The 20,359-nt window shown below is 47.5% G+C and carries 14 protein-coding genes; 9 read left to right on the top strand and 5 right to left on the bottom strand.

The genetic code is table 11. From position 1 onward, the window contains the following. Positions 1 to 51: 51 nt before the first annotated feature. Positions 52 to 1,248 (bottom strand): tyrosine--tRNA ligase, encoded by a 1,197-nt coding sequence (gene tyrS / locus EKG38_RS08695; RefSeq protein ID WP_126519881.1) that lies wholly within the window; start codon positions 1,246 to 1,248, stop codon positions 52 to 54. A 140-nt stretch (positions 1,249 to 1,388) separates the two neighbouring features. On the opposite strand from tyrS, the gene EKG38_RS08690 reads away from it, so the two are divergent. Beyond that, the gene (locus EKG38_RS08690) at positions 1,389 to 2,816 is read left to right on the top strand and encodes a peptidoglycan DD-metalloendopeptidase family protein (protein ID WP_126519880.1); all 1,428 of its coding nucleotides are present in this window, start codon (positions 1,389 to 1,391) and stop codon (positions 2,814 to 2,816) included. 163 nt (positions 2,817 to 2,979) lie between these two features. Next, on the top strand, positions 2,980 to 4,089 hold the full coding sequence (locus EKG38_RS08685) for an anhydro-N-acetylmuramic acid kinase (protein WP_126519879.1): 1,110 nt from the start codon (positions 2,980 to 2,982) through the stop codon (positions 4,087 to 4,089). A gap of 46 nt (positions 4,090 to 4,135) precedes the next feature. Here the strand turns inward: EKG38_RS08685 and EKG38_RS08680 are convergent, their stop codons facing one another. Next, entirely contained in the window at positions 4,136 to 6,277 is a 2,142-nt protein-coding gene (locus EKG38_RS08680) for a winged helix-turn-helix domain-containing protein (RefSeq protein WP_126519878.1), read from the bottom strand. A gap of 355 nt (positions 6,278 to 6,632) precedes the next feature. On the opposite strand from EKG38_RS08680, the gene EKG38_RS08675 reads away from it, so the two are divergent. From EKG38_RS08675 to EKG38_RS08655, 5 genes are all read left to right on the top strand, one after another. Then, positions 6,633 to 9,401: a TonB-dependent receptor plug domain-containing protein gene (locus EKG38_RS08675; protein ID WP_126519877.1), complete on the top strand. Its 2,769-nt coding sequence runs from the start codon at positions 6,633 to 6,635 to the stop codon at positions 9,399 to 9,401. 117 nt (positions 9,402 to 9,518) lie between these two features. Next, positions 9,519 to 12,122, top strand: coding sequence for an alpha/beta hydrolase family protein (locus EKG38_RS08670; RefSeq protein WP_126519876.1), 2,604 nt, complete (start codon positions 9,519 to 9,521; stop codon positions 12,120 to 12,122). Positions 12,123 to 12,145: 23 nt separating this feature from the next. Further along, positions 12,146 to 13,567 (top strand): alkaline phosphatase, encoded by a 1,422-nt coding sequence (locus tag EKG38_RS08665; protein ID WP_126519875.1) that lies wholly within the window; start codon positions 12,146 to 12,148, stop codon positions 13,565 to 13,567. A 300-nt stretch (positions 13,568 to 13,867) separates the two neighbouring features. Then, positions 13,868 to 14,239, top strand: a complete 372-nt coding sequence (locus EKG38_RS08660; RefSeq protein WP_126519874.1) for a DUF2750 domain-containing protein — start codon at positions 13,868 to 13,870, stop codon at positions 14,237 to 14,239. A gap of 125 nt (positions 14,240 to 14,364) precedes the next feature. Then, positions 14,365 to 14,769 carry a hypothetical protein gene (locus EKG38_RS08655; RefSeq protein ID WP_185826826.1) on the top strand — a complete coding sequence of 135 codons (405 nt, stop codon included), beginning with the start codon at positions 14,365 to 14,367 and terminating at the stop codon, positions 14,767 to 14,769. Positions 14,770 to 14,859: 90 nt separating this feature from the next. Here the strand turns inward: EKG38_RS08655 and erpA are convergent, their stop codons facing one another. Both erpA and EKG38_RS08645 read right to left on the bottom strand, forming a co-directional pair. Next, a complete protein-coding gene (gene erpA, locus EKG38_RS08650; protein ID WP_012141442.1) occupies positions 14,860 to 15,222 on the bottom strand; it encodes an iron-sulfur cluster insertion protein ErpA in 363 nt (120 codons plus the stop codon). A gap of 126 nt (positions 15,223 to 15,348) precedes the next feature. Further along, entirely contained in the window at positions 15,349 to 16,197 is an 849-nt protein-coding gene (locus EKG38_RS08645; protein ID WP_126519872.1) for a DUF6776 family protein, read from the bottom strand. Between the two features lie 96 nt (positions 16,198 to 16,293). Here EKG38_RS08645 and EKG38_RS08640 point away from each other — a divergent pair, with 96 nt between their 5' ends. Both EKG38_RS08640 and EKG38_RS08635 read left to right on the top strand, forming a co-directional pair. After that, on the top strand, positions 16,294 to 18,003 hold the full coding sequence (locus tag EKG38_RS08640; RefSeq protein ID WP_126519871.1) for a chloride channel protein: 1,710 nt from the start codon (positions 16,294 to 16,296) through the stop codon (positions 18,001 to 18,003). Positions 18,004 to 18,157: 154 nt separating this feature from the next. Further along, positions 18,158 to 18,718, top strand: a complete 561-nt coding sequence (locus EKG38_RS08635; protein WP_126519870.1) for an NAD(P)H-dependent oxidoreductase — start codon at positions 18,158 to 18,160, stop codon at positions 18,716 to 18,718. 130 nt (positions 18,719 to 18,848) lie between these two features. Here the strand turns inward: EKG38_RS08635 and aspA are convergent, their stop codons facing one another. Next, positions 18,849 to 20,306 carry an aspartate ammonia-lyase gene (aspA, locus tag EKG38_RS08630; RefSeq protein ID WP_126519869.1) on the bottom strand — a complete coding sequence of 486 codons (1,458 nt, stop codon included), beginning with the start codon at positions 20,304 to 20,306 and terminating at the stop codon, positions 18,849 to 18,851. Between the last annotated feature and the right edge of the window lie 53 nt (positions 20,307 to 20,359).

The following is a 20,359-nucleotide window of genomic DNA, read 5'->3' as shown; positions in this document are numbered from 1 at the left end:
GGCTAAGGACTTAGCCCCAGCTCTTTAAACCAGGACGTTAAACCCAAATCTTTAAACCAGGGTGATCTTGGCAAACTTACGCTTACCCACCTGGAACACGCCCGTAGTCCCGGCGCTTAACTGAAGACGTGTATCTTCAATCTTAGTGCCATCAATCTTGGCGGCACCTTGCTTGATCATGCGCATCGCATCTGAGGTAGAGTTAACAAGACCCGCTTCTTTAAGCAGGTTAGCGATAGCTATCCCTTCACCGACTGCGATCTCTAACTCTTGAATATCGGTAGGGATGGCGCCTTTTTGGAAGCGATTGATAAACTCCTGATGAGCAGCATCGGCTGCGGCTTCATCATGGAAACGTGCAATGATCTCCTTGGCTAGCGCAATCTTGATGTCACGAGGGTTAGCACCGGCGTCAACATCGGCCTTGAACTGTTCAATTTCACCGAGTGGACGGAATGATAACAGCTCGAAGTAGCGCCACATCAACTCATCAGAGATAGACATGATCTTGCCAAACATCTCACCGGCAGGCTCACTCACACCAATATAGTTATGGGCAGACTTAGACATCTTCTTGACACCATCGAGGCCTTCAAGCAGAGGCATCATGATCACGGTTTGCGGTTTCTGGCCTTCTGACTTTTGCAGCTCACGCCCCATCAGCAAGTTAAACTTCTGATCTGTACCACCGAGCTCAACATCCGCCTTCAGTGCCACCGAGTCATAACCCTGTAGCAGTGGGTACATAAATTCGTGAATCGCAATAGATTGACCCGAACCATAACGCTTCTTAAAGTCGTCACGCTCCATCATACGTGCAACCGTCTGCTTCGATGCCAAACGGATCATACCAGCGGCGCCCAGTGGCTCAAGCCAGCTGGAGTTAAACTCGATACGCGTCTTGGCTGGGTCTAAGATTTTATAGACCTGCTGCTTATAGGTTTCGGCATTGGCCAACACTTGCTCGCGCGTCAAAGGAGGACGAGTACTGTTCTTACCGCTTGGGTCACCGACCATACCGGTAAAGTCACCGATCAAGAAGATAACTTCATGACCCAGCTCCTGAAAGGTACGCATCTTATTTAAGATAACGGTATGACCTAAATGAATATCAGGCGCGGTAGGATCGGCTCCAAGCTTGATACGTAAGGGACGTCCCTCTTTTAATTTTTCCAGCAGATCCGCTTCGAGTAAAATCTCATCGGTACCACGTTTAATTTCTGCTAATGCTTGGTCTAAATCAGCCATCTCGCCAGCTACTCCAAAGAGCCTATGAATAAATAAAGAGAGTCATGTTACTTGTTAGCCAGCACAAATGAAAGTGTGTACACTAAGGGGATCGGTATAAGCGACAAAAATTGCTATTTAGTGTGACGGGAAAGGGGTCGATGGGAAAGGTTATTACGTTATTAAAATTACTGCCTAGATTGCATCAAATGCTGCTGACACTTCTGGTTTTGGTCACACTGACCATTCTTCTTATCCCGGCCGATGATGCTCAGGCATCCAAAAACACCAATACTCAGCTTTCAGGCAGTATCGATCTCGGCAATAACTCAACCGACTCAGTATCAAATACTGAAGCCCGTAATGCTCAGCAATTAAAGCTCCCACTGGCATTTCGCAAGCCCACACCGCCATCGGGGAGCCGTTCCGCTTCAACCACCGAATCTGGTGATATAGAACCTCTAGTTGACGGTTCAATGGCGAAACTAAAGGCTAAGCAAGCAGAAAATTTAGATGTTGAACGTTTTCAGGTAAAAAGCGGAGATACCTTAGCCGCTCTCTTCATTCGGGCAGGCCTCAGCTCCAGAGATGTCTATGAGATAACCTTGCTACCTAAGGCAAAGAAGAACCTGCTCAAAATCATGCCGGGTGAGGAGCTCATTATCGCGAAAGATTCGGCGGGTGAATTAGCCGAACTTAAATACCAGCTCAACCCGATCTCTACTCTCATCATCACTAAAAATGAAGCTGGCTATAAAGAGCTCATCTCAGACAAGCAGGTAGAGAGTCGTAACAAATTTGCCAGTGCCACCATAAGCAGTAACTTCTGGAATGCCGGAGTCGGCGCAGGATTAACGCCAAACCAGATCATGCAACTGGCCACGATTTTCGGCTGGGACATCGATTTCGCGCTGGATCTCAGAAAAGACGATCACTTCGCACTCATCTTCGAAGAGGAGTATGCCGACGGTGAGTTCTTAAGAAACGGGAATATTCTCGCGGCCGAGTTCAGTAACCAGGGTGACCGCTACACGGCGGTGCGTTATACCGATGGTAACTACTACTCTGAAGAGGGCCGTAGTATGCGTAAGGCCTTCTTGCGCTCCCCTGTCGACTTTAAATACGTAAGCTCAAGCTTCAACCCCAAACGACTTCATCCGGTCACGGGAAAGGTCAGAGCACATAGAGGTGTAGATTACGTGGCGAAGGTGGGCACGCCGATTAAAGCCGCGGGTAAAGGACGCGTCATCAAGTCAGCCTATAACCAATACAATGGAAACTATGTGTTCATTAAACATAATGACACCTATACCACTAAGTATCTGCACCTGAAGAAGCGTAAAGTGAAGCAGGGCGCGACCGTAAAGCAGGGCCAAGTCATCGGAACCTTAGGTTCTACCGGACGTGTCACTGGAGCACACCTGCATTACGAATTTATCGTCAACGGCGTTCACCGTAACCCGAGAACAATAAAACTTCCCAAATCATTGCCTATTGCCAGTAAAGATAAACCTAAGTTTATGGCGCTTAGCAAACAGATCATGACTAAACTTCAACGTAACAAACAGGTTTACCTGGCATCTCAATAACCACACTAAGAAGATCTAATACGTCGGTCACGCCCGTTAGGCAACCCCGGGTCAACTCGACCCGGAGCCGATGTCAGGTGCCGATTTCAAAATTTCAGTTCAGACTCCTGCTCGCAATAGTCGCAAAGCGAGTAGATCAGTCCGGCTATTACGGATAACAATAATGAATACAAACTATTTTATAGGTTTAATGTCGGGCACCAGCATGGATGGCATCGATGCCGTTCTGGTCGATTTTAGCTCGTCAAGTCCAAAGCTCGTCGCTAAACACAGTCAAGTCATCCCCAAACACACCTTACGAAATCTTCAACGCCTCTGCTTGCCCGGTAGCGATGAGATAAACCTCTTGGGTCAATTGGACCGCAGTGTAGGCCTGTTATTTGGTGCCGCCGTCAAAGAACTCCTGGCCAAAGCCGGAGTATCCAAAGAGCAAGTCATAGCCATAGGCAGCCACGGTCAGACAGTCAGGCATATGCCGAATCTGGATATGGGATTTACACTTCAGATTGGCGATCCTAATACCATCGCCGTCGAAACCGGCATAAATGTTATCGCCGACTTCAGGCGTAAAGATATCGCTCTGGGCGGGCAAGGTGCCCCTCTGGTTCCCGCCTTCCACCAGCAGATGTTTACCAGTCCGGACACACCGCGCATAATTCTCAATATCGGCGGGATAGCTAACCTTACCTACCTGCCCGGTAATACTGACGATGTGATTGGATTCGATACCGGACCGGGTAACACCTTAGTCGATGCCTGGATACAGCAGGTAAAAGATCAAGCCTATGATGAAGGTGGTACCTGGGCTGCAAGCGGAACGACCGATGAAAAGCTACTGAAACATCTGCTTTCTCATACCTACTTCTCTCAACCCTTTCCTAAGAGTACGGGACGAGAGCTATTCAATCAGGCCTGGCTTGAGCAACAGGCCGCCGAATTCGGCTACTTGAATGAAGCCGACATTCAATCCACCCTGCTCGATGTCACTTGCCACAGCATAGCGAAAGAGACCCTTGGCTTATCACCCAGAGGGGAGATGTTTGTCTGCGGAGGGGGGGCGTTTAATACCGAACTGATGTCACGTCTGGACAAGTTACTTCCCGGATATAGGCTCAGCACAACCTCGGATCTGGGTATTGCCCCTCAGTGGGTCGAAGGAATCGCATTTGCCTGGCTTGCCATGCGTCATCATCAAGGTCTCTCTGGTAACCTACCCGCCGTGACAGGCGCCTCCCGAGAAGGTGTACTGGGCTCACTCTTTCCCGCGGCATAATATTTTTGGCTGGGGCACGGCACGAGCCTCCAGCCTTTAAACAGAATCAATGCAATAGTTTATGTTTAAGTTTAATTACATCACGTTTTGAATACTCAGACAGGGTCATCAGTAGCCGTCTCTCGCCGGGAATATAGCTCATGGCCCCAAAAGAGCTCAAACTGCTCGCGGGCAATTTTAAGATTGGCGTGGTGAGATCGGTATTAAAGCTCCAGAAATTAATCAGCTGATACCCTGAATTGACCTCGCGAAAATAGACCCCTTTGTCGGTCACGACCCAGTTGTAACTCTCGTTAAAGTCTTCTATGGCAATCAAGGGCTCCACTTGTAGAGGATTCGAAATATCCATAGACCAGAGGCCATATTCATCATAGCGGGTAAATACTAAGGTATTTGCATCGGTCATCTTGCCTAAACGTACATCGATAGTACTCAGATGCTTGGGCGAATGGTTGTGCAGTGAGAAGGCGGTTAAGCCATCATTGGTCGATGATAGCACCCATTCATCTCCCCACGCCCAGCTCGGCCTCCTATGATCTGAAGACCTTGAAGGTAATATGCTGATACCGCCGCTGGAGAGGTCTACAATATGGATCTTATTCCCTTCATTCTTATCGTCCGGAGCCAGAAACGCAATTTTACTGCCATCATGAGACCATGTCGGAAAGGCGACCCTTCTTTTAAGATCGGTAAGCTGCACCCTGTTTAATCCATTATGATCTGACGTCCATATCTCATTGAACCCGGTCTCGTTAGACACATAGGCGATACGTTTGGCTTTCGAAGAGTAATCGGGGTTACGATAACTGTATTCCGACTGGGATATGGGAAATATGGTCGAAGGAATATCTTGATCCAGAGCCAGATAGGCAAGACTAAAATCTTTGATATAGTTGGAATAGACCAGCTCATCCCGGTGAGGGATAAATTTCGGATAGCTGAAGCCTGAAACCGACAGCGGCAGTAAGTCTTTAGACTCGATATTGACAACAAAGCCATCTCTGAATCCCGAGTTTTCGGTACTGAAAACCAGCTTCCGACTATCCGGCCCCCAACTCAAACCACGAATATCCTCTAAACCTTGAGTCAGGCGTATCTCTTCGCCGGTTAAAATATCCCGTATAAAAATATCTTCAGAGATAGTGCCATATCGCCTCGCTATGGCAATCCACTTCCCATCGGGGCTAAAGGCAACATCTCTATCCCGGTAACCACAATCACGCTCACATGAGACTCTGACCGGAGTAGGCTCAGCAGCATCGAGATCGAGCTGGTATAGGCCTGCATCGAGATCCTCCCTCTCTTCCTCTTTCCATATATAGATAAGAGAGTGACCGTCCATGGAGATATCTAACGCAGAGGTATAACTGTAACACTCAGACAGATGGCTCACTTCATTCGTCTCCAACATGAGGCGATTCATATGGCACTCACGGGTTTCCCTATCTTGGCTGGGGTATATCAGCGACTTACCATCAGGCGACCAGATAGCCCTTAGTTCACGAGTCCGTTTCGATGTCAGTCGCTTGGGTGTCTGCGTCGGTGACGCTAAGTCTTTCAGATACAAGTTAGAACTCTTACCATAAACCAGCCAGCGTCCGTCCGGCGAAACGGCCGGATACAACTCAGCCCCCGCAGCACGGGTCAATTGCACCATTTCAGTTTGACGCAATTGCTGACTATCCTGATACAGGTGCAAACCGGCGGAGCCAGCGACAAAGAGCAGGAGTAAAAGCATGGCATACGTCCCCAATCGTAACTGCTTACTTAAGCGCTCAACCTTAGCCTGCTCTACTTGCAATACTTGGGGGTCATCCACCAGATCTGAGGCATCAAATATGGGCTCAATCAATAATCGATAACCGGTTTTTCTTACGGTTTCTATCGCTTGTTCGCCATTAAGCAGAGGATTGAGATGTTTCCTCAAATGCCAGATAGCATTCGTTAATGCCTTAGCACCGACATAGGCATTCCCTTCCCAGATGTTGTCGATGAGTTCATCACGGGTCACTACATTTGGGTGTTTTCGTGCCAGATAACTCAGCAACTCGATAAACTTGGGTTGAATAGAGACCTTTCCCGGTATCACGCTATCCGGAACAGGTTCACAGAAGTTAAGGCTATTCTCACCGGGCATGACTTCACAGCCTTCCAACTTAAATACAGCCTCTTTTCTTATCTTTATCATCCACTCTCCGGAAGGCATTGATTCTAATTTTTAATGCAGTTCAACTTCACCCCTAACATTTTACATCTAACCAACACGGAACCACAAGTAACCACGCAGGCATGAAACATAATGTAACCAGTTAATTTAAAAAAGAATAGATATTAAATAGATATATAAACAACAAAGAAACGACACACCAAGCATTGCTGGCGAGTAACAAATTAATTACAACTGGAGTCAGTTGACAGCTTGCGACTTCTTGTATTGCTTATCGACACCGTTCTCCCCAGAAAAGCCTGTTTCTCTGTGACGGTTACTGCGAACCGTAGAGTGAAACCTTTAGGTAAATTATAAAAATAAGGACAGCAATCAGATGAAACCACAGATGAAATTATCGGCATTAACATTAGCCATAACCATGGCGGCATTGACGCCATCGTCGCTACTCGCTGCAGAAGATTCTGCCGCGACAGACGGCGCAAACAGTAAGATTGAGAAAATTGAGGTAACGGGTTCCCGTATTAAGCGTGCCGACTTTGAGGGGGTAGCTCCAGTAACGGTGATCACGGCAGATGATATCGCCAATAGCGGCCTATCTTCTATCTCTGAAGTCCTTCAATCATCAGTGGCGAATAATGGTGGCTCACTCAATGGTGACAGCGATGGTTTCACCGATAGCGCAAGCTCAGTCAACCTGCGCGGTATGGGCGCAAACAGAACACTCGTCCTAATTAATGGTCGTCGCCAGGCAGCATTCCCATCGGCGGCAGGTGGTACTTCAAACTTCGTCGATACCTCTGATATCCCGACTGCCGCAGTTGAACGCATCGAAATTCTTACCGGTGGTGCATCGGCGATTTACGGTTCAGATGCCGTTGGTGGTGTAGTCAATATCATCCTCAAGAAGCAATATGATGGCGCTAAAGTAGCTGCAAAATACTCAGATACTACCCAAGGTGGTGGTGAGCAGTTTGACCTCTCTTACCTTCAGGGCATCAACACTGAAAACAGCCAAACCTTGATCATGCTCGAATACAAGCAGGTTGGCGCAATCCAGACCTATCAGCGTGATGACCTATACAGCCCAGCCTATTATGAAAATGAAGATGGTGACCTTCGCTGGGGAGCAGGCCCATACGGTGATGCATCCCCATCAAGTTGGTCATCACGTGTCACTGACTATTCAAAAGTTTACCATGACGATAAATATGTCAACCTAAGCGAGGAGCAGTGTAGCGAGCGTTTTGGCGAAAAGGGTGTGTATATTCCAACATGGAAATATGACTGTTATTACGATAAGTATGCCGACCGCGGGCTTCAGTCAGAATATGACAGAATCAACCTGGTGGTTAACAGCACCTTCGATCTTAATGATGATTGGCAGCTGTACGGAATGCTTAATGCCTCATACAAAGAATCGACTAAGTATAAAGATGAGAAAGGCTTTGGTACCTACCTTTATGAAGATGAGGACTCGGGTGCATACAGCTACGATAAGTATGAGTTTGAAGATGATAATAAATATTATCTAGCTCGCAGAATGGAGGAGTTTCCTGGGCCACGTACTTACGATACTCAGAACACGAAAGCCTCTCTAGCCTTCGGTGCTAACGGCACTATCGGTGACTACGAATTGGATATATCTTGGTCAAGTGGTTATGCACTGTATGAGAAGCAGAACCACCACATGGTCAGCGCCGATGCTCTACTCGATATCGTCACTATGGATCCAAACAGCGCAGATCCTTCAAAATGGTACCCAAATAATGAATTGACCTCAGAGCAAGCGAGTGCGCTCATGGGGGACTCAACGAAGAAGTCTGATTCTAGCATGCATCAGTTCCAAGCCGTATTTACCGGTGACTTAATGGAACTAGAAGCGGGTACTGTTGGTTTTGCAACCACTGCAGAGTGGGCACGTGAAAGCTATGAAGATACCTTAGACGAAACCACCATGCGCGGCGGTTTTATCGGTATGGGTGGTACGGGTGGTGAGGGCGACCGTGACCGCGTTGCCGTTGCTGGTGAGCTGCAGATCCCACTACTTGCCGATATGACAGGTATAAAATCTTTAGATCTTTCTGCTGCGCTTCGTTATGACCAATACTTAGACGATTCAGATGTAGGCGGAGCAACGACTCCCCAGGTAGGTCTAACCTACCGTCCAATCGATGAGGTGTTACTTCGTACCAACTGGGGTAAGAGTTTTAGAGCCCCTGATATGCATCGTCTATATGCAGGTCAAACCCGTGGATTTAGCAGTGTAGATGTTCCACATCCAAATGATCCTAATGAGATCTATGAAGATGATTACATCTCTTACAACTCGGGTAACTTAAACCTGACCGAGGAAGAGGGTGAATTCTGGAATGTGGGTATTGTTGCAAACCTCTCTGATAATGCAGATCTAACTGTCGACTGGTGGAATATCGAGCTAGAGGGCGCGGTAAAAACAATCTCGAGCTATGAGATGTTAGAAGATCCAGCCTACAACATGACAGGTCAATTCAACGAATGTACTGAGATGTCTGAAGTTGGTTATCTCAACGAATTCGATGATGATGGTATTGAAAACATTAAATGTATGAAGAAAGGGCCTATCAACAGCGCCTATGAAGCGTCGGAGGGTATCGATGCCAGCTTCAACTACCTATTCCCGGAAACCGCGGCGGGTGAGTTTAAGTTTAAACTTGCAGCCTCTTACCTCCTCAAGAAAGAGTATCTGGAAAAAGAGGGAGATGAGGTTGAGGAACAGACTGAAACTGATTACTTCCCTAAGTGGAAGGGTAATGCCAGCCTAAGCTGGAGCTATGAAGACTTCAAGGCAACCATTGTTTATTACTACACAGGTGAAGCTGTAGGTACCGATCTGTTTGAGTACACAGACGCAGATGGTGAGGATGTAGAGTCAATTGAGACTGATACATTAGATGCTTATCAGACTATCAACATCACGCTATCTTATTATACGCCTTGGGAGGGTCAGTTCACCGCAGGCGTTAAAAACCTGACCGATGAGATGCCACCACTTTACGATGTGCGTAACGACAAGCACAACGACTGGCCATTCTATGAAGACGATAACAGCAGCTACAATGCAAAGGGTCGTAGCCTGTTCTTAGGTTACTCACAGAAGTTCTAAACTCGGCCAAGACACCCGGTGGTCAAACTACCGGGTTGATTAAAGCCTCAACAACAGCGCCCATACCGGGCGCTATTTTCCCTGACAACTTGCTATCCCTTTTATCAGGAGATGAAAATGCCGGTTCACCCCATCTTTATGTTTGCCCTGATAGCTTTTTTTAGCGCATCTAGCATTGCTGCACAATACCAACGCCCCTCTCAACCATTACAAGATATCGTAGAACAAAACAAAAAAGTGAGCACCCGCTTATCGAATAATAAGCAATGGCTGGCGATACTCACGCCAGAGTCACATACCGATATCGAAAACTTAGCCAGAAAAGAGCTCAAATTAGCGGGCCTGAGGTTATCACCCAATCGACTGACTCCAAGCCGTATCAAGGCCAAGTATCGTAGCATTGAGTTGGTCAATTTAAACAATAACTCGGTAAAGCCGGACACCATAATCACGCAAGCGGATCTGACCGTCACTAAGGTTAAATTTTCTCCCGACAGCCGTTTCCTCAGCTATATTGGAATATCAAATCATAGTGCCGATCTCTACCTATATGAGATAGCGACTCGCCAAAGTGTCAAACTAAACAAGACCCGCATCAACGCCAGTCTGGGGCTGAAATACCAATGGCTGCATAACAGCCAAGGCCTAGCGACAAGCATTGCTGTTGATAGTGAACACTTACCTCAAACACCTCAATTTCACGGACCAAATATAAGTGTGACTCTTGGTAAAAAAGCGCCAAGACGAACCTATCAAGATCTATTGAAGAATGCACAGGACGAAGCACAATTCAGTCAACTGACCACCAGTCAACTGAGCATCATAATGCTCGATGGTGAGGTAATAAAAATCGGTAAGCCTGCAATTAACATCGGCTTTAGTCTTTCTCCCGATGATAAGTACCTGCTGGTGAAGCGCATCAAGCCCCCCTTCTCTCATATGGTAAAGTACCGCGATTTTGCCCAATCGGTGGAGATGTTCCATAACTCCGGGAAAAAACTCGCGACTCTGGCCGAGCTGGAAAGTGGTGAATTTCGCCCATCGGGCAGCGACTCCGTCAGAAAGGGCCCCAGATTAATTCACTGGCGCAGCGATAAACCCAATACTCTGGCCTATGTCGAGGCTCTCGACGGTGGAGACAGCAACAAAAAAGTGCAGTTCCGGGATCAACTAAGACAGATCACCGCTCCCTTTAACCTTGCGCCAAAAGCCTTAGTGAAAACCCCGTGGCGAATTGCAAACGTTCAATGGGGCGAGAATCGACTCGCACTCATCACAGAGCGGCACTCGACGAATAAGCAGATGAGAGTCAGCTTCCTGGACACAGCAGCCGTTTCTGACAAACTTTTAGCCAATAAGAGCACAGCGATGCGACTCTGGTATCAAAAGGCACTCAGAGACAGCTACAGTGATCCCGGTCGTCTCTATAAGCACCCCCGCCCATCAGGGCTAGGACATCTTTTCGCCCTAGATAATGGAAGAGTGTTTCACTATGGATTAGGGGCCTCCCCTGAAGGCTATCAACCTTTCCTTAAATCGACGAAGATCCCGTCAGAAACAGTCAGTGCGGGCACTCTTCTTGAAGAGAAGCCAAGCCAAGTGACGGTGAGCCAGGCGACGTCGACGCGCGTTACAACTCCTTCTACAGAGCTCTCTACTGAACTATCTACAACACACTCTACTACGCTCTGGCGTTCGGCAAGTGACCAGCTGGAAAGTGTTCGCTATATACTCAACCTCGATCCGCTCAGGCTCATCATCAATAGGCAATCGAGCGATACCCCATCACACTTAGTTCTGCTCGATGTACAAAGCAATACGGAGCGGGTATTGCAACAGAAGAAAGCCTCGATAACCGCGTTTAAAGGAGTCAGCCGACAACTGGTGACCTACACGAGAGATGATGGTTTGCCCCTGTCGGGTAAACTCTACCTGCCTGCAGGCTACACACCCAAAGATGGTCCACTCCCGGTTTTGATGTGGGCTTACCCCAGAGAATACAAGAATGCGGAGGTGGCCAGTCAGGTCAACTACTCTCCCAACCAATACAACTATATCAGCGCTAAGGGGCCGATACCCTTCGTTGCCAATGGATTTGCCATTTTCGATCGGGTAGCAATGCCCATCGTAGGCGAAGGAAAAGAGAAGCCTAACGATAACTTCCGCAGTCAACTCATCGCGAATGCAAAAGCGGCAATCGACACCTTAGTCGAGATGGGCGTCGCAGACAGAGACAAGATCGCCATCGGCGGTCACTCCTATGGCGCCTTCATGGTCGCCAACTTGCTTGCTCACTCTGACCTGTTTGCCGCAGGCATCGCCAGAAGTGGTGCCTATAACCGCACCTTAACCCCATTTGGCTTTCAAAATGAGAAGCGTAACTTCTGGGAGGCCCCGAGCCTGTATCAGCAGATATCCCCTTTCACCCATGCCGATAAAATTGATGAGCCACTACTACTGATGCACGGCGAGATGGATGCCAACTCGGGCACTTACCCCATGCAATCGGCCAGACTGTTTAAAGCGATTAGGGGCCTGGGCGGCAATGCCAGACTGGTCACCTTCCCCTTCGAGAGTCACAGCTATCAGGCCAAAGAGTCTCTGATGCATATGCTATGGGAACAGGAAAACTGGTTAGAACAGCACCTGCGGATTAAAAGTAAAACTAAAACTAAAAATAAAGATGAGACGGCTTTGGAAACCAGCGTCTCATTTCATTGAAGACAGAGTAATAGGACATAAATATGCGTGCTTTAACAGCCTGTTTAACGCTCTCAATATTGAGTAGTGGCATCTTTACGGCTCAAGCAACAGCAAGAGAGATAGTCATAGAAGATGAGCATCTTCCCAGAAATATCATCTACCTGATCGGTGATGGTATGGGCCCGGCGTACACCTCAGCTTACCGATATTATTCTGACAAGCCCGATACTAAAGCTGTCGAGAAAACAATATTCGATGACCTGCTCGTAGGCATGGCAAGTACCTACCCGGACGATGATACCTATGTCACCGACTCGGCCGCGGCGGCAACTGCGCTGGCCACCAGCACCAAGAGCTATAATGGCGCCATCTCGGTCGATCATCAGCACCATGCACTACCGACCCTACTAGAGATAGCTAAGCACAAGGGAAAAACAACGGCGGTAGTGGTGACATCACAGATAAATCACGCCACCCCAGCCAGCTTTCTGGCCCACAACGAGAGCCGAGGAAATTACAACGCTATCGCCGATAGTTACCTTACAAATCTAATCAAGGGTAAACCCGTAGCGGATCTTATGCTGGGTGGCGGTACTAAGTATTTCGTTCGGCAGCAGCGAGACCTGACATCTGAGTTCGAAGCACTCGGTTATCAGTATATCGATAAGCTCGGCGAGCTAGACAGTATTGAGACGCTACCCGCATTGGGCCTGTTTGCGCCATCGGGACTGCCTGGCGCATTGGGCAGCGACGACCCTCTCAGACTCACCACCATGACCGACAGTGCATTGAGGCTGCTATCATCGCAATCTGAACCATTTGTGATGATGATTGAAGGCAGTCAGATAGACTGGTGTGGTCATAGCAATGATATCGTCTGCGCCATGACCGAGATGCACGACTTCGCTAACACCTTAGAAAGGGTAAAGCGTTATATCGACAATCATCCCGATACCTTATTGGTCGCGACCGCAGATCACTCCACCGGCGGGCTGACACTCGGTAGAAATGGGGTGTACCAGTGGAAAGGTAAACAATTACAGTCAATTACTATGCTTCCCGAAGATATTGCAGACATATTAATTACTTCACCAAAGGTTTTGGATAAACCTGACAGCTTCAATACTTTCTGGTCTAACTATATCGGCATAACCCAATCCGTTGAGGCTCAAACCAAGTTAAGGCAGCAGATCCTGGCCAACCTTCAACAAGACAAGGGCGATCTTCAAACAGCCAAGGACAAAGTTGAAACACTTATAAAGACAGCCATAGACACCCTGACTCACACAGGATGGACAACCTCGGGTCACGATGGCATCGACGTACAAATTTTTGCCTACGGCAGAGGCAGTCACTACTTCGCCGGGCATATGGATAATACTGAGATAGCGGCAAACTTAATCGAGATGATCAATACCGAGAAAGCCAGCCATAGCGTGCTGTTACTGGAGCCCAGAATTTAGGTTTAGCAGGCTGTTTCGCAGGCAAAAGTGTTCAACACTCGCCTTCTCACCCTAGTAACATATTGGATGGTTACTAGGGTGAAAATTAACTCATTCGCTGGTTTCCCCCTATGAACGTCGAGTTTCGGATAACCGATCCACAGCTCGACGCCCCCATTACCCCAACTCTCACATGGGAGTTTTCACCGACTTCCCCCCTCCAAAACGCCTTACCAGCCAAAATCTTTTAATTTCCATCGCCCGAAATGCTATTATCTGCAGCAATCGGCCAATAGCCAAACAAACCAAAGAGACGACACCATGAGCAAAAGCCCAAAAGATGCAAGCAAGATGACTCCAGAAGCTCGCTACGACTATTTTATTGAGCAGGCTAAAGAGCATAAGACCCTTTGGACGCTACAAGACAATGATGGTTGTGTCATGCTAACCACCGAAGAGGAAGACTGTATTCCTATGTGGCCTAGTGAAGAAGCTGCAAAGCTATGGGCAGTCGATGATTGGAAAGATTGCACTACCTTGTCGATCCCTCTGGCAGAGTGGCTTGAACGTTGGGTTCCAGGCATGCAAGATGATGACCTTTTCGTTGCAGTCTTCCCGGTTCAGGAAGATTTGGGTGTCGTTATCGAACCCTATGAAGTTGAGCAGCGACTGGCACCAAAACAACGTCACTAAGGAGAACCAGGGTGGAGAACCAAGCCGCTAAGCCTACGAATTCTGCCAATTCCACAACTGAAGAGGCAGCTAAAGCAAATGAGCAACATGCAGCAGCCTCAGAAAGTCAGGTAACGACTAAACCTATGAAGCCTAAGCTACCCAAACGACTCGCTGCCTTGTGTGCCATACTCGCCGTAGCATCAGTCAGCGGCATCATAGCTAAACAGGGGGTACTCTTTTGTATTATCACCTTGTTGATGGTCGTGGCTATTCTTGGACGCCAAAGAACGGCGATGTATATGCTGCGGGGCTATACCCTAATCCAACTTGCCTTAGTGAGTATGCTGCCAGTGATCTTGTACGATCCCGGTAACTTAGTTGTGGGTAACCCTTCTAGCTTTCAAATCGGTGAGCTGCAAGGGAAGATCCCCGACTACATCATCTTCGCGCTATTAATTCTGTTCTCTATGTTACAGGTATGGATAGCCTTCACTCCGAAGGTCAAAGCCTACTTTAACACTAAGATAAATATGAACATTATGAGTTAACCGATTGGTATAAACCGTAATAGGTAAGCATTAAAAAAGCCAGTTGCTAACACAACTGGCTTTTTTTGAATCAGTTTTTTGAAATCGGGCTTATACCGAGAAGCTGGCACCACAACCACAGGTAGTGGTAGCGTTAGGGTTTTTCACGAAAAAACGAGACCCTTCCAGTCCAGAGGTGTAATCCACTTCGCCGCCTACAAGGTATTGCAAGCTCATTGGGTCAACCACTAACTGAACGCCTTGTTTTTCAACGGTGAAATCGCCTTCATTAACTTTTTCGTCGAAGGTAAAGCCATACTGAAAACCAGAACAACCACCACCGGTCACATACACGCGTAGCTTTAACGCATCATTTTCCTCTTCTTCAAGCAAGGTTTTTACTTTTGAAGCGGCGGCATCCGTGAATTGGATTGGCATTGCATCTTCAGCTTGTTCAGTAGTTTGTTCAGTCATGAGTACCTCTTACATCTGTTGGCTGAGCGGGATTATCCAATACCTGACCATTTTGTTCAAGTAATATGCGCACCCGATCTGATTTCTGTGATAAAACCGCGCTGTGCTGGCTATTAATTTATGGTTTTACTTTACCGTTTTTACCGCTTCTCCGGTCGATAAAGGCGCACTGATTTCAGATTCACCTTCAGTGACCTCTTCGAGCTTCTCTTCTACAACCGCTTCCTGAAGTTCAGAAAATGGCTTAACCGAGGAAGCTTTTGACGGTAACAGATCCACAGCAGCAAACTCGACTTCCGCCTGTGATCCCTTGGTCCAGCGGCTCGAAGGGACAATAACCTTAGTCTTAAGATGAGATAACTCAAACCCTTCTGGCAGGGTAAAGGCGGCATCTAAGATTTGAAAATAACGGAATTTAAAGTTGAGTTGCACATTGGCAAGCTTAGCCAAATCTAACTCTACCGCTTCACCATCCAGCACACCCACAAGCTTGATCTCAGCCCTCCCCTTGAGTGACTGTTTACGCTTTTGCAGTTGCGTTAAAATCAGTTTCACCCGATATTGCCTTGGCAAAAGGTTTGGCGTTAGCTCTAGCCCATTGATAGACACACCATCGGCGTTATTTTCAGGTGCCATAATACTGCGATAAAAAGAGAGCTCTCTCTCGAGTTCACGCTGCTTTTGATGCTGGACGGAAAACAGCTGTTGCATCTTGTCATTCGCTTCTTTCTCAATCGTAAGTTCGAGATTTTTAGAAGCCATGACTTGAGCCTGACTTTTCAACTGTTTAACCAATGTATCTGTCTGTTCTGTGTTACTCTTTACTACAGGCTGATTATGTTCAGACCACAGATTGTAGCTCACCCCACCTAAGGTAAAAGCGACTAACACCAACAGGCACAGGTACAAACTGGATGGCCGGAACTTCCGCTCAATCACTTGCATGCGATCGATCCAACGATGATAATTTGGCATTAACTAACAACCTCTTCTCTTATAGTTTGAATAGTTTCTTATATTTTAACCCTGACTCATTTCAGCAATGGGCAACCCAATATATAGAAGGCTCAGGTGCGACACAGATTAAAGAAGACACATACCCAATGGTTGAGATACCAGAGAACGGAACTTAAAGATACTCTCTCTCAAGCTAAGATCAGTCTGCAACTCTCTCTGCTCGCTCTGTTATTTGCCCTGATGGCCTCGGGTGTGATCTTGCTGTTCAGGCTATTACTTATCTGGATAAACACCTACACAGAAACCAGTGAGCTGGATTTTACTGAGATCATCGACGACTGGCGAGTGTTATTACCACTGATTGGCTCAATTTTAATCTGGTTAGTCGCACGAATGGGATCTAAACGCTATAGGCGGATGGGTATCGCCTATGTTTTACACAGAATTAAACTTCACCACGGTAAGTTGCCTCTGCAATCGGCACCCAGTCAGTTTTTCCAAGCCCTGTTTGCTCTGGTCACTAACTTTTCCGTCGGCCGGGAAGGCCCGGTGATCCATTTAGGCGCCGTTACCGCCAGCGTATTAGCTGAAAAATTTAAACTGCCAGATAACAGTGTTCGCATCATGTGTGCCAGTGGTATTGCTGCAGGTATCGCTGCCACCTTCAATACACCGCTTGCTGCAGTCATCTTCGTTTTCGAGGTGATCTTGCGCGAGTACAAGGTTCACTATTTCTTTCCCATCATACTTGCCGCTATCTGCGGGGCAGTATCATCGCAACTCGTCTTTGGCAACATTCACGAATACGAGCAGATTGGCGTTATCCATATTCCGCTCTCCCAATACCCGGTTCTGGCGATAAGTGGTGTGCTTTTAGGTTGTGTTGCCGCCCTATTTAACTTCTCTTTACTCAAGGTTACGGCCACGGGTCAACACTGGCCGCTGCTAAACCGGGTATTACTGGCGGGGATTATCACCACTATCGTCGGTATCTTCCTGCCCGAGTCGCTGGGCAGTGGCGAGCTCGCCATCGAACAAGCGATAAGCGAGCACCCCAGCATTTTATTTTTAATCGCGCTGTTGATTGGTAAAATCATCGCTACCATCGCCGCCATAGGTCTTGGGATCCCGGGTGGGATCATCGGACCTATTTTTGGAATAGGTGCACTGCTAGGTGCCATTTTGGCCCTTGCCAGCGCGGCCGTATTCCCGTCTGTCGCTCCCTATATCGGCCTCTATACCATCATAGGTATGACCGCTATCATGGGAGTCTGTCTCAGCGCCCCCCTTGCAGCCTTAGTCGCCCTGCTCGAGATGACAAACAATCCCGCTATCATATTGCCTGCTATGTTCGTTAGCATCCCGGCCTTTCTCATCGCTCATCAAGGCTTTAAGTCAAAATCACTCTTCCTGCAACAGTTAGAGATAATGGGTTTAGGCTATAAGGTCTCCCCCCTCGAGCTGGGGTTGCAGAAACGTGGCGTCAGGGCATTGATGGATAAGAGGCTGGTTATCGTAAAGGATGACGATGAACTGCTACTCGAGGTCCTCAAGCGCGCCGCGGGTCGTTCAGTATTAGTCCGAAATGCTCAGGGTCAGATGGAGATGCTACAACTCGAAATGCAGCGCTATGATAGTGTAAGTGCCCTGACTCGGCATCCCATCGAGGGACTCCCCGATACGGCAACGCTAAATGAAGTCTACAGCATCCTCTCCCGAGATCGGCGCGGTGAGGTATATGTCTATCAAGACAACAGCGAGAATATAGTCGGCGTGATCAGTTGGACCTCTTTGCAACAAGAGATACGGTCCGGACAGGTGTGATCCCTGGATAACAATAAAAACACTGTCGATGTGATCGGCTGGGCTGATCTCAATGCCGAGAGTGTGAGCGATCGCAACTTCCTCAATCCATAAATCTGACATTTTCGGTTATCATTCCAGCTAAGCCAGCAACAGTTCAATACAGAGGAAGTTCATGAGTAAAATCGTCGTAATTTCAGGTCATCCCAATCATAATGAGTCGATGGCAAATTCAAAAATAATCCATATACTCGGCGCATTAAATAACACTCATATCCGCTGTCTCGATGACTTATATCCGGATTACAAGATTGATATTCCAACGGAACAAGCCGCGCTAATCGACGCCGATCTGATAATTTTTCAATTCCCGCTCTACTGGTCGACTTATCCGGCCATAATGAAAAAATGGTTTGATGATGTATTCACCTATAATTTCGCCTTCGGCCCCGAAGGAGATAAGTTAAAAAACAAGAAAGTGATACTCTCAATAACGGCTGGCGCAACGGCAGAATCTTATAGTGAAGAGGGGTTTAACTTTATGCCTCTGGACGATTACCTAGAATCTGCACTTCACCCACTCAAGGCAGCTCAAGTAAACATAGTTGACAGCATCGTCACGTTTAATATGAATTCAGATGCCAACGAGGGGGGGAATGTCGATACCGTCAACCACCTTGTGGTCGAACACGCCGATAGAGTCAAAGCAGCGATATCCCACACGATTAATCGCTGATCCTGTCAGTTTACTATTCGACAATTGAAGCTGAGAAAACAAGCTGGCCAAGCGGTCAAACCGGACTAAGTGTCGCGGGATATTACCCGCGACGTGAACGGTTTTCTAACTTCGAAGCGACGAATCAGGATTAACCGGATGTAACCTGTGCGAAACGTTGCGCCTTATACTTAGGGTTCATCAGATTTTCTATAGAGAAGATCTCATCGAGTTGCTCCGGTGATAATAAGCCACGCTCTAATACCACTTCGCGAACACTCTTGCCCGTTTCGGCGCAAATTCTACCTATGATATCTCCCTCATGATGACCAATAAATGGGTTCAGATAGGTGATAATCCCGATTGAGTTAAGCACGAAATCCTGACACACCTGACGGTTTGCGGTGATCCCTTCGATACACTTAGATTTTAGCGTCACACAGGCATTTTCGAGCAATGACAAAGACTCGAACAGGCATTGACCTATCACAGGCTCCATCACGTTAAGTTGCAACTGTCCCGCTTCGGCAGCCATGGTGATGGTGAGATCGTTACCGCATACCTTGAAGGCCACCTGATTCACCACCTCTGGAATAACCGGATTCACTTTAGCAGGCATGATAGATGAACCTGCCTGCATCTCAGGCAAGTTAATCTCATTTAAGCCCGTACGTGGCCCGGAGGATAACAGGCGAAGATCGTTACAGATCTTAGATAACTTGACCGCGAATCGCTTCAACGCACTGGATAGCATCACATAGGCGCCACAATCTGAGGTCGCTTCAACAAGATCTTCTGCAGGAACGAAGGGATGACCGGTGATCTCGGCTAACTTTGCAATGGCCAACTCTGAATATCCGGCTGGCGCATTTAAACCGGTGCCAATCGCCGTGGCCCCTAAGTTGATCTCCAACAGCAACTCCTGACAGCGCTTGATGCTTTTAATCTCTTCTCGCAACGTAATACCAAAGGCACGAAATTCCTGGCCCAAAGTCATAGGGACCGCGTCTTGCAACTGAGTACGCCCCATCTTAAGTACATCACTAAACTCTTCAGATTTAGCCATAAAGAGATCGATTAACAACGTCAGCGCGGATAGCAAAGTATTAGTCCGTTCAAACAGCGCAACCCGGAATCCTGTAGGATAGGCATCGTTAGTACTCTGGCTCTTGTTCACATGATCGTTAGGGTTAATATATTGATAATCTCCCTTTACATGTCCCATCTGCTCCAATGCAATGTTAGCAATCACTTCGTTGGTGTTCATATTCACCGATGTCCCGGCACCGCCCTGAAAAGCATCGATAGGAAACTGATCGTAAAAGCGGTCACTGGCTAACAGGGTGTCGCAGGCTCTGACAATGGCACCGGCAATATCTTGAGAAATGGTACCTAACTGCCCATTGGCCATCGCGGCTGCTTTTTTAGTCTTCACCATGCCACGGACAAACTCGACACAATCACCAATCTTTTCATTGCTGATCTCAAAGTTCTCCATAGCTCTTAAAGTATGGATCCCATAATAGGCATCACTGGGGATGGATTTACTTCCCAATAGGTCGGTTTCTGAGCGCGTGTTTTCGGTGAGATTTGGATACATTACCGTCATTGATGAGTTCTACTTTTTAATTGCGATAAGAAAATCTGAAGTACAGGTTATAC

Source organism: Shewanella canadensis, from assembly GCF_003966225.1.
GTDB lineage: Bacteria > Pseudomonadota > Gammaproteobacteria > Enterobacterales > Shewanellaceae > Shewanella > Shewanella canadensis.
The sequence above is the reverse complement of the archived record's forward strand: the minus strand, read 5'-3'. Positions and strand labels throughout refer to the sequence as shown.

Bases quoted from the DNA above. Each gene is read 5' to 3' on its own strand.
- EKG38_RS08655 (WP_185826826.1), top strand. From the start codon at position 14,365: ATGAAGCCTAAGCTACCCAAACGACTCGCTGCCTTGTGTGCCATACTC.
- EKG38_RS08680 (WP_126519878.1), bottom strand. From the start codon at position 6,277: ATGATAAAGATAAGAAAAGAGGCTGTATTTAAGTTGGAAGGCTGTGAA.
- EKG38_RS08665 (WP_126519875.1), top strand. From the start codon at position 12,146: ATGCGTGCTTTAACAGCCTGTTTAACGCTCTCAATATTGAGTAGTGGC.
- erpA (WP_012141442.1), bottom strand. From the start codon at position 15,222: ATGACTGAACAAACTACTGAACAAGCTGAAGATGCAATGCCAATCCAA.
- EKG38_RS08670 (WP_126519876.1), top strand. From the start codon at position 9,519: ATGCCGGTTCACCCCATCTTTATGTTTGCCCTGATAGCTTTTTTTAGC.
- EKG38_RS08675 (WP_126519877.1), top strand. From the start codon at position 6,633: ATGAAACCACAGATGAAATTATCGGCATTAACATTAGCCATAACCATG.
- EKG38_RS08690 (WP_126519880.1), top strand. From the start codon at position 1,389: ATGGGAAAGGTTATTACGTTATTAAAATTACTGCCTAGATTGCATCAA.
- EKG38_RS08635 (WP_126519870.1), top strand. From the start codon at position 18,158: ATGAGTAAAATCGTCGTAATTTCAGGTCATCCCAATCATAATGAGTCG.
- EKG38_RS08685 (WP_126519879.1), top strand. From the start codon at position 2,980: ATGAATACAAACTATTTTATAGGTTTAATGTCGGGCACCAGCATGGAT.
- tyrS (WP_126519881.1), bottom strand. From the start codon at position 1,248: ATGGCTGATTTAGACCAAGCATTAGCAGAAATTAAACGTGGTACCGAT.
- EKG38_RS08660 (WP_126519874.1), top strand. From the start codon at position 13,868: ATGAGCAAAAGCCCAAAAGATGCAAGCAAGATGACTCCAGAAGCTCGC.
- aspA (WP_126519869.1), bottom strand. From the start codon at position 20,306: ATGACGGTAATGTATCCAAATCTCACCGAAAACACGCGCTCAGAAACC.
- EKG38_RS08645 (WP_126519872.1), bottom strand. From the start codon at position 16,197: ATGCCAAATTATCATCGTTGGATCGATCGCATGCAAGTGATTGAGCGG.